Genomic DNA, 11,238 nt, shown 5'->3' on the forward strand with positions numbered 1-11,238 from the left:
GAGGCTCTCGCCGTGAACGGCGACATCGAGATTGCCGGAATCGCCGCCCTCGCCGTCCTGTCCATCAACGAGCCAGGCCTCCGCGCCGGTCTCCGCCAGTATGGCTGCGAACTGATCGTGCAATCTTTCTTGCGTCAGCACCAGCGCCGCGCCGCTGTCGCGCAGCATGTGCGCCAGCCGCTCCGGCGGGTAATCCGGATCGAGCGGCAGATAGGCCCCGCCGGCCTTCAGCACCGCCAACAGCGCGACCAGCATCTCGACGCCGCGGTCGACCGCCAGCCCGACCACGACGTCGGTCCCGACGCCGCGATCGCGCAATCCCCGCGCCAGCCGGTTGGCACGCGCATTCAGTGCGCCATAGCTCAGCTCCGCCTCGCCGAACACCAGTGCGATCGCCTGCGGCGACTTCCGGACTTGCGCCTCGAACTGCGCAATGATCCCCTCGCGCGGTTCATCCCGGCGCGTATCGTTCGCCCGTGCGAGCAGGACGTCATCCGCGGGATCGCGGGCCGCGATCATCCCGACCGGTCGATCGGCATCCATGCTCAGCGCCTCGATCAGCCGCACAAAGGTCCGCTGCAGCCGTGCGATCTGGGCCTCGTCGAAATATTTGCGCTGATAGTTGAAGACGAGGCGCAGGCGCTCATCGACGCCGATGCTGGCGAACAAGGGATAATTGCTGGTCTCGACGATCCGGGTCTCGCCGACCTGGATCTGCCGATCCTGTCCGATCAGCGCGCGGTCGACCGGGTAATTCTCGAACACCAGGATGCTGTCGAATAGTGGCCGTCCGGGGCGCCCTGCCAGCCGCTGGATCTCATAGAGCGGCGTCGCGCCGAATTCGCGCAAGGCCAGATTGCGATCCTGCAACTCGCGCAGCCATGATCCAACGGTCTGCTGTGGGCCGACACCGTCGATGACCGGCAACGTGTTGATGAACAGGCCGACCATCTCTTCGGCGCCGGCGAGTTCCGGCGGCCTGCCCGACACGGTGACACCGAAGCAGACGGTGCCCTGCCCGGTATGCTGTCGCAGCAACTGCGCCCATGCCGCCTGCACCAGCGTGTTCATGGTGATCCGCTCGCGCGCCGCGAATTCCTGCAAGCGTCCGGTCAGTACAGAATCCAGCTCCAGCGCGAGCGTGCCGTGGCCAAACAATTGGGAGCCCGTCGGTTCGACGAGGCTGCCTGCCAGGAAGCTCGGCTGGTCCAGCTCTGCCGTCGCATTGCGCCAGAAGGCCGCCGACGCCTCGCTGTCACGGGCCTTCAGCCACGCGATGTAGTCGCGATAGCGGTGGTGCAATGCCGGCAGGCGTCCCTCGCCGTTATGCTGCATCACCTCGGCGATCAGCCGCGCCGAGCTCCACCCGTCGAGCAGGATGTGATGATGCGTCCAGATCAGCCAATGCCTGTCGTCGCCGAGCCGGATCAACCGGACCCGCTGCAAGGGTGGTCGCGACAGGTCGAACCCGGCGGCCTGCTCCTGCCGCGAAACGTCGGCCAGCGCCGCATCCAGTTGCGCCTGGTCCCACGTCGCGCTCCGTGCTCGCCAGTCGTCCTCGACAAAGGGCACTTCGGCCCGTCGATAGACGACCTGTTGCGGCGCGCCGGACAGGTCACGCCAAATAAATCCCGTCCGCAGCACCGCGTGACGATCGCTGGCCGCCTGCCAGGCGCGGCGCAGCTTTTCGGCATCGAGTCCTCGGATTTCCGCCGCGACCTGATTGACGTAGAGTCCACTCTCGCCGTCATGCATCGCATGGAACAACATGCCCTGCTGCATCGGCGACAATGGATAGATGTCCTCGATCTCGCGCCAATCGAGCGCAAGCCTGTCGAGCTCGATCTGACCCAGCCCCGACAATGCCACATCCGATGGTGTCAGGCCGCACGCGCCGCTGGTGCAGTGATCGACCAGCTCACGCAACGCAGCCTCGTACAACGCGGCTAGCCGCTCGACCGTCTCGCGCCGATAGCGCTTGCGGCCGAAGCCGAACGATAGAAGCAACCGACTATCGCGCACCGTGCCGTTCACCATCAGCCAGTGTCGCAGCGGGCTCGATGCATCCCGCGATGGGCCGGCGCTTTCCGCTGCCATCCTGAACAGCGCCGCCTCATCGCCTCCGTCGATTTGGCCGAGATAATTGAACGCAATCCTCGGCTCGCCGGCGTGCGATAGCGCCAAACGTTGCTCTTCAGAGCCAAGATAACGCAATACGCCGTAGCCCAGTCCGCGGCCGGGAATGCCGCGAAGCTCCTCCTTCACGGTCTTGATCAATGACGAAGGATCTTCTGAGCCACCGGCCAACCGCACAGGAAAGGCCGTCGTGAACCAGCCGACCGTGCGCGAGAGGTCGAGATCGCCAGCGAGAGGCTCGCGGCCATGTCCTTCAAGCTCGACGAGAACGTCGTCCCGTCCGCTCCACTGCCAGACGGCGCGTGCAAGGCCGGCAAGAAGGAGATCGTTGATCTGCGTCCGATAAGCCGACGGCGCATCCGTCAGCAGGCGCCGCGTCCATTGCTCTTCGAACGACAGCAGGATTTCATCGGCATCCGCCATGCGATCGAGGTCGGCATGATCGTCGTCGCAGGGAATGTCCGCATGCGCGCCGCGGCTGGCCCAGTAAGGCAATTCCGCCGCCAGTTCAGGCGACGTTGCGTAGGTCCGTAAGCGCTGTCCCCACAGTGCGTAGGCGTGGCTCTTGGGCGGAAGCACAACCGTGGCGTCGCCGTTTCCTAGCCGCGCGTAAGCTGCGGCGATGTCCTCCAGCAGAATGCGCCATGACACCCCGTCGACCACGAGATGGTGGATCACGATCAGAAAACGCTGGCTGCCATCGGCGACATCGATTCCGACTGCCCACAACAGCATTCCGCCGGCGATCGACAGGCTTGCTTGCGCCGACGATGCCAGCGCCGTCACGGCGGCCCGGTCGATCGCCTGCCGCACCCCGAGCAGCGCATCCGCTGCCGGAGCAGCGCCGTGCTCGGCACACCAGTTCCCCTGCCTCTGCGCGAAGCGGAGGCGCAGTGCGTCATGATGATCGACCACAGCGGTGAGTGCGCGCCGCATCACGTTCCAGTCGAGACGCTCTCTCGGCTGCAACAGCACCGCCTGGTTCCAATGATCCCGGTTCTCCATGTCCTCCGCAAAGAAGCGGGACTGAATCGGCAAGAGCGGATGCGGGCCGGTGACCTGCCCCTGATCGGCGAGCGTCCCCGTGCGCTGCTCGGTCCGCGCCGCGCGCGCCAGAGCTTCGAGCGTCTGATGCTGGAATACGTCGCGGGGCTCGATCAGGTATCCGGCGCGCCGGGCGCGGCTGACCATCTGGAGCGAGATGATGGAATCGCCGCCGAGTTCGAAGAAATTGTCGGTGAGGCCGACGGACGGACGACCGAGCAGCTCCGCCCAGATCTCCGCAAAAGCGATCTCGGCCGGCGTGCGCGGCGCCTGATGCTCCGGATGGCCATGGGCCATGTCGGGCGCCGGCAGCGCGTGGCGATCGACCTTGCCACTCGGCATCAAGGGTAACCGCTCCAGGACCGCAATTCTCGACGGTACCATATAGTCGGGCAACACGGCCGACAGCGCGGTCCGCAAGCCTGCCTCCGTCAATTGGCCGCTGCCGCTGACATAGCCGACGAGCTGACGGCCCATGCCGACATCGCGCGCCACCACGACGGCGGAGCGAACGCCGGGCTGATCGAGCAGCCGCGCCTCGATCTCGCCGGGTTCGATGCGGAAGCCGCGGATCTTGACCTGGTGATCCGCGCGTCCGACATAGTCGATCGCGCCATCGGCGCGCCAGCGCGCCAGATCTCCTGACCGATAAAGCCGCTCGCCTTCCTCGCCGAATCGATCGGGAATGAAGCGCTCCGCCGTCAGCTTCTCGCGCCGCCAATAGCCTCGCGCCAAACCGGCCCCGCCGATGAACAACTCGCCGGTCACGCCTGCCGGAACCATGTTCAGATCGGCGTCGAGGATGCGGATCGTCACGCCGGGAATGGGTCGTCCGATCGGCACGCGCGTCGCCCCTTCGTCGCGACAGGTCCAGTAGGTGGCGTTGATGAGAGCCTCGGTCGGACCGTAGCGATTGTCGAACCGTACATTGGGGAACGCCGCACGCACACGCGTCATGAGATCAAGCGACAGCGCCTCGCCGCCGGCAAACAGGCGCTTGAGCGAGGTGCAGCGCGGCGCGCCGGGCTCGGTCACGAAATGCTCGAGCATCTGCGGCACGAAGTGCAGCGTCGTCACGTCGTGGGCGATGACGGCGTTTACCAGGAGTCGCGGCTCGCGATGCGCGCCTGGAGGCGCGATCGCCAGCCGCGCGCCGGTTGCGAGCGGCCACAACATCTCCCAAACGGAGACGTCGAAGCTGAACGGGGTCTTGTGCAGCAAGGTCTCGGCAGGATCGAGACGATACTCCCCCTGCATCCAGCCAAGCCGCGCCGCCAGCGCGCGATGCGAACAGGCCACGCCCTTGGGCACGCCGGTCGAACCTGATGTGTACATCACATAAGCCAGGTTGTCCGGCTGAAGCGCCGCATCGGGATTGCCGGCAGGCGCTTCGATGTTAGCTTCGCCCTCCTTGTCGATCGTCCAGGCTTCGGCGCCAGCATCCATGATCACCGGCGCGAGATGCGAGAGCAGCAGCTCCTGAGTCAGCACCAGTGCCGTTCCGCTGTCGCGCAGCATATGAAGCAGGCGTTCGGAGGGATAGTCGGGATCGAGCGGCAGATAGGCGCCGCCGGCTTTCAACACAGCCAGGACGCCAACGATCAGTTCGACGCTGCGTTCGAGCGCTACGCCGACCAGCCGGTCGCGACCGATCCCGTGCTCCCGCAGCCGCCAGGCCAGGCGATTGGCACGCGCGTTCAGCTCGCCATAGCTGACCTGCCGTTCACCGAAGATCAACGCGATCGACGATGGCGAAGCCGCGGCCCGGGCTTCGATCTGCGCGACGATAGTGTCGCCAAACTTCGGTGCCCGCTCGGCGCTGCCGCCCCAGCCGAGCAATCTCTGCTCCTCATCGGCATCGAGGCTGTCCAGCGCGCCCAGCGGCCGCGAGGCGTCCGCCACGATCCTGGCCAGCAGTTGCGACAGCGAGGCCTGCAGATATCTGATATGATCGTCGTCGAGGCGGCTGCGATCGTAGCGAAAGCCCAGATTGATGCCGTCGGGCTTGGCGAAGACCGCCACCGTCAGCGCATAGTTGGTGATCGAGACCTGCTCGACCCGGCCGAACCGGCGTCCGCTTTCGCTCTCGCCCCGCAGCGCCTGATCGATCGGATAGTTCTCGAACACGAGGATGTTGTCGAACAGCGCGCGTCCGGAACGGCCGGCAAGACGCTGGATTTCGTACAGCGGCATCCAGCCGTGATCGCGCAGATCCGTGTTGCGCGCCTGGAGATCGCGCAGCCACGCTCCGATCTCGGTTTGCGGGCTTGCCTGATCGACGACGGGCAGCGTGTTGATGAACAGGCCGACCATCTCCTCGGCCCCGCTGATCTCCGCCGGCCGGCCCGAGACCGTTGCACCGAAACAGACCGCGCGCTGGCCGGTGTGGCGGCGCAACAGCTGCGCCCAAGCGCCTTGCACCAGCGTATTCAGCGTGACGCGCTCGCGCCGCGCAAAGGCTTGCAGGTTTGCCGTCAGGTCGGCCGTGAGCAGCAGGTCAGACGAGCCATGGCCGGAAGCACCGTTGGCCGCAGGTTCTCCCAGCGTGTCCGCTAGGAAGCTGGGCTCGTCCAGTTCGGCCAAGGCCGATCGCCAGAACGAGGTCGACGCCTCGCGGTCCTGCCCTTGCAGCCACGCGATGTAGTCGCGATAGCGGCCCTTCACTGCTGGCAAGCGTGCGCCGCGCTCGTGCTGCAGGATCTCGGCCATCAGACGCGCGGCGCTCCAGCCGTCCAGCAGGATATGGTGGTGGGTCCAGATCAGCCAGTGGCGCGCGTCGTCGAGCCGGATCAGCCGGACCCGCTGCAATGGCGCCTGAGACAGATCGAATGCCCTGGTACGTTCGGCTTGCGCAATACCTGCGAGCGCAGCCCGCACCTCCTCCTCTTCCATGGCGGCCGCCCGCGAGCGCCAGTCTTCTTCCTCGAATGGCAAAGGCGCAGAGCGATAGACCACCTGCTGCGCGGCCCCCGACAGCTCGCGCCACGCAAATCCGGTTCGCAACACGGCGTGGCGCGAACTGATCTCGTGCCAGGCTGCGCGCAGCCTGCCGGCCTCGAGACCACGGATCTCGAGGCCGATCTGGTTGACGTAATTGCCGCTCTCGCCATCACGCAGGGCATGGAACAGCATGCCCTGCTGCATGGGCGACAGCGGATAGATGTCCTCGATCTCGCGGCAGTCGATCGCTGCGACCAGCGCGTCGAGATCAGCCTGCTTGAGGTTCGACAAGGCGAAGTCCGACGGCGTGATGCCGCGGGCGCCGCCCGTGCAATGCGCGACGAGTTCGCGCAAGGAAGCCGCGTAATGCTCGACGAGACGTTCGATGGTTGCGCGCCGGTAACGCCTACGGCCATAGCTGAACGACAGGCGCAACTGTCCTTCCCCGATCTGACCGTTGATGCTGACCCAGCGGCCAAGCGGCGCGCTTTCGCTGCGCATCGGCCCCGAGCTCTCGGGCGCGAGGCGAAACGGGGCACTCTCTCCCATGCTGGAATCGAACTGGCCGAGATAGTTGAAGACAATGCGCGGCTCGGGACGTGCCGCCAGGGCGCTCCGCTGCGCCTCGGTGCCGAGATGACGCAGGACGCCGTACCCCAGGCCGCGGTTGGGAACCGCCCGAAGCTCCTCCTTGATCGATTTGATCAGAGAGGCGTCGTCGCTCGAGCCGCCCGGCAGGCGCATCGGAAATGCCGTGGTGAACCAGCCGATGGTGCGGGACACGTCCGCACCGTCGAAGACGTCCTCGCGGCCATGGCCTTCGAGCTCGACGACGACATCCTCAATCCCGCCCCAGCGCGACACGGCTCGCGCAAGTGCCGCCAGCAGGAGATCATTGACCTGGGTGCGGTAAGCGGTCGGGGCTTCCTTCAGCAGCCGCGTGGTCAATCCGGCGTCGAACGCCAGCAGGACTTCCTCGCCGTCTGCAACCCGGTCGACCCCGCCATGATCGTCATCGCAGGGAAACGCGGCATGCGATCCCCGCTCCAGCCAATAGTCGAGCTCGGCTGTCGGTCGCAGCATAGGCCTGTAATCGCGCGCCCCAGGATGCATAAGAGTCGCTCCTCGCCAGCGCGACTGAAGCCGCGCCCTGGCGGAGCTGATCGTACGCCGCCGCAAAGTCTTCGAGCAGCACCCGCCATGACACGCCGTCGATGACCAGATGATGCACCACCACCAGAAACCGCTGGCTGCCATCCGCGAGATCCATGCCGACCACACGCAGCAGCGGCCCGGCCAGCGACAGGCTGGCCTGAGCCGACGCGGCAACTCCCGTGACCTCGGCGGCATCGCGAACGTCGCTGCGAATCCAGAGCAGCTCCGAGATCGCCGGCGGCGAGCCATAAATTGCGCGCCAACCGCCATCAATCTCCTCGAAGCGCAAGCGCAGGGCCTCATGATGCGCGACGAGAGCGGCAAGCGTGAGCTCGACGAGCTTCCAGTCGAGCCGCGACTTCGGCATCAGCAGGACGGCCTGATTCCAGTGATGACGGTCCCCTGCATCCTCACCGAGAAACCGCAACTGGATCGGCAGCAGCAGGTGCTCGCGGCCGTCGAGATCGAGCTCAGCGGCGACGATCTCCGCCTTGTCTTCACTCCGCGCCACGCGCGCCAGATCCTGCAAGGTCTGATGTCGGAAGACGTCACGCGGCTCGATCAGCAGGCCCGCCTGGCGCGCCCGACCGACCAGTTGCAGCGAGATGATGGAATCGCCGCCGAGCTCGAAGAAATTGTCGGTGACGCCGATGACGGGCTGGCCGAGCAGCTCGGCCCAGATCGCAGCGAGCACCGTCTCGGCTGCGGAGCGCGGCGCGACATGCGCGGTGATTGCGGCCGGCATCTCCGGTGCCGGCAGGGCGTCGCGATCGACCTTGCCGTGCGCGGTGAGCGGCAGCCGGTCCAATCGCACGATGCGGGCCGGCACCATGTAGTCGGGCAGCTCCTCCGAGAGCGCCGCGCGCATCGCCGCTTCGTCGAACGGTCCATCGCCGGCGACATAGCCGACCAGCTGACGGCTGACGCCCGCTTCGCGGGCGACAACCACGGCCGACCGCACGCCGGCCTGTCGCATCAGCCATGCCTCGATCTCGCCGAGCTCGATCCGGAAGCCGCGGATCTTCACCTGATGATCGGACCGGCCCACATATTCGATGACGCCATCGGCACGCCAGCGTGCCAGATCGCCGGTGCGATACAGACGCGCGCTCGGCGCGCCAAACGGATCAGGGACGAAGCGCTCCGCCGTCAGCTCGGCTCGCTGCCGGTAACCGCGCGCCAGCCCCTCGCCGCCGATGAACAGTTCCCCGGTCACGCCGAGCGGGACGATGTTGAGATCATTGTCCAGGATGTAGGCCGAGCGGCGCCCCACCGGGCGACCGATCGGGGCATAGTTGCCGTCGATCTCCTCGCTCGCATCGACCTTCCAGACCAGCGGCGTGACCACGGTTTCGGTCGGCCCGTAGCCGTTGATCAATGCCCGCGGCTTGAGCGCGCGCTTGACCTTGTCGAAGCCAGCCTTGGGCATCGCCTCGCCGCCGAACGAGTACAGCTCGACTGGCGGCGGATTGCCACGCCACATCGCGAAATCGGCGAGCTGTTGCAGGTAGGCGGGCGGGAACCCGGCATTGGTGACTCGCTGCCGGCGCAGAACTTCGATGGTTTGTTCGGCCGACCACAGGTCCGCATCCCGCATCACGAGCGCCGCGCCGCAGGTCAGTGCGGTCCAGAGCCGCTCATGGGCGCCATCGAAGGTGAAGGACAGGAAGTGCAGCTCGCGCGAGTGCCGATCCATGTCGTAGAGCCCGGCCGTCACCTCGCAGTGCATGGCGAACGGACCGTGTTCGACCGCGACGCCCTTGGGGATGCCGGTGGAGCCGGAGGTGTAGATCACATAGGCAAGGCTGGTTGGCACCACCGCGATCTCGGGATCGCTTTCGCTCTCCTTGGCGAGATCGATCGCACCGAGCGGAACGACCACGACGCCAGCTGGCGGCGTCAACGCCGAACTATCTGCGTCGACCAGCACGACACGCGCGCCGGCATCGCGCAGGGTGCCGACCTGTCGTCTGGCCGGATGCTCGGGATCGAGCGGCAGATAGGCTGCACCCGTCTTCAAGATGGCGAGCAGCGCCGTAATGAGGCCTGGCGAACGCCGTGCCGAGACGCCGACAAGGTCGTCGCGCCCGACACCGAGGCGGATCAGGTGGTGCGCGAGCCGATTGGCGCGGCGGTTGAGCTCGGCATAGCTGATTTCATCGTCACCGAAGACCAGCGCCGGCGCTTCGGGCGTTTCGGCGGCTAGCCGTGCAACCGTCCGATGCACCGGTGTGAACGATGAGCTTGCCGTTTCGTCGTCGGCGCGATTCCATTGCCGCAACTGCCCCAATTCCTGTTCGGACAGCAACGCCACATCGGCGATCCCTTGCGCGTCGTCGGTAACCATGGCCTTCAGGAGGGTGGTCCAATGCGCGGCGAGACGCTCGATCGTCGCCGCCTCGAACAGCGCCGTCGCATAGGTGAAGACGGCACGGATCTCGCCTGACAGCCCCTCTTCGGTGTCGAGCGCGAGGTCGAACTTGACGGTATCGACCTCTGTATCGATCGTCTCGATCTGGAGACCGGTCGGATCGGGCGGATTGCTTGAGGTCCAACGACGCTGGTGATTGTAAAGGACCTGGAACAGCGGATTCTGACTCAGGCTGCGCGTGGGCTGAAGGATCTCGAGCAGACGTTCGAACGGAAGGTCCTGGTTTTCCTGTGCCTCGACAGTGGCCGCATGAACCGCCGCAATAAAGTTAGCGATCGCCGCGCGGCCGTCGATCTGCGTGCGAAGCACCTGGGTATTGACGAACAGACCGATCACGCCGCACGCTTCGTCGCGATGCCTGTTGGCGACGGGCACGCCGATGTTGATGTCGGACTGTCCGGTGTAGCGATAGAGCAGCAGCTTGAAGCTCGCCAGCAGGACGGCGAACAGGGTCGTGCGATGCCGCCGCGCGAGCGCGCGCAAGCCATCGGCTAGCGCCGGTTCGAGCGGGATGCGATGTGCCGATCCCGCCAGGTCTGGAACCGCCGGGCGCGGCCGGTCGATCGGCAGCTGGAGCACGGCCGGATTGGCGAGACGCCTGGTCCAGTAGCCGACCTGCCGTTCGCCATCGACCGCACTCATCCAGAGCCGCTGCCATTCGGCGTAGTCGGCATAGTCAATCTCCGGCTCCGGCAGCGCCGGTTCTTCACCGCAAGCGAATGCCGCGTACAATTTCCAGAACTCGTCAACCAGCACGCCCATCGACCAGCCGTCGGCCACGATATGGTGCAGGCTGACGACGAGGATATGGTCGCTCTCGTCCAGGGTCAGCAGCGCCGCACGCATGAGCGGGCCCGCCTCGAGATCGAACGGCAGCGAGGCCTCCTGCCGTGCCAACGAACGCGCCTGCCGTTCGCGGTCGTCGCCAGCGAGGATCACGTGCCGCAATACGGCTGGCTGCGGGTCGTGGACGATTTGTTCGGCCTGCTCCCCTTCCTGCCGAAAGACGGTGCGAAGCGCGCTGTGGCGGGCGACGAGCATATCGAACGCCTGTTGCAATGCGCGTGGTTGCAGCTGGCCGCGCACGCGCACCGTCGCCGATATGTTGTAAGCGGCGCTGGACGGATCCATCCGCCACAAAAACCAGAGGCGCGCTTGCGCAAAGGAGAGCGGCGCCCGCTTTCGCTCCTGGCGCACGATGGGCAGCATGGCGAGGTTGACGCCCTTCGCCGCCAGCTGCGACAGGAACGCGTGCTGCTTGCCGGAATCGAGACGCATCAGGCGCCGAGAAATGTCGCGCAGCTGCTGCTTTTGCGTGGGTGCCGTGTCACTCATCGGACAGTTCGACTTCCTTCAACATGTCGAGCATCGCTACGATGTCGTCGCTTCGCTTGTCGGTCTCGCTCTCCAGGCCCAGCGCAGCAGCCATGGTTTCAACGGTCGTCAATTCAAACAGACGATTGAGCGGCAGGTCGTGGCCGAGTTCGCGCTTGATGCGGCTGACGAGCTGGACCGCGATCAAGGAATCACCA

General features: G+C 66.0%; 3 protein-coding genes. All 3 read right to left on the reverse strand.

Annotated elements, in window-relative coordinates; translation table 11 throughout:
- Window positions 1–7,203, reverse strand: a 7,203-nt coding sequence (locus ACM43_RS00010) for a non-ribosomal peptide synthetase (protein ID WP_271537163.1), incomplete at its 3' end; no start/stop codon positions are given.
- Window positions 7,133–11,041 (reverse strand): amino acid adenylation domain-containing protein, encoded by a 3,909-nt coding sequence (locus ACM43_RS00015; RefSeq protein WP_271537165.1) that lies wholly within the window; start codon window positions 11,039–11,041, stop codon window positions 7,133–7,135. The genes ACM43_RS00010 and ACM43_RS00015, both read right to left, overlap by 71 nt.
- Window positions 11,034–11,238: phosphopantetheine-binding protein (locus tag ACM43_RS00020; protein WP_271537167.1), on the reverse strand; the 205-nt coding region annotated here is incomplete at its 5' end. The genes ACM43_RS00020 and ACM43_RS00015, both read right to left, overlap by 8 nt.

Source organism: Bradyrhizobium sp. CCBAU 45321 (genome assembly GCF_028128975.1).
GTDB classification, from domain to species: domain Bacteria; phylum Pseudomonadota; class Alphaproteobacteria; order Rhizobiales; family Xanthobacteraceae; genus Bradyrhizobium; species Bradyrhizobium yuanmingense.

What these genes read in the sequence shown, in the direction of transcription:
- ACM43_RS00015 (WP_271537165.1), bottom strand. Translation starts at nt 11,041, where the DNA reads ATGAGTGACACGGCACCCACGCAAAAGCAGCAGCTGCGCGACATTTCT.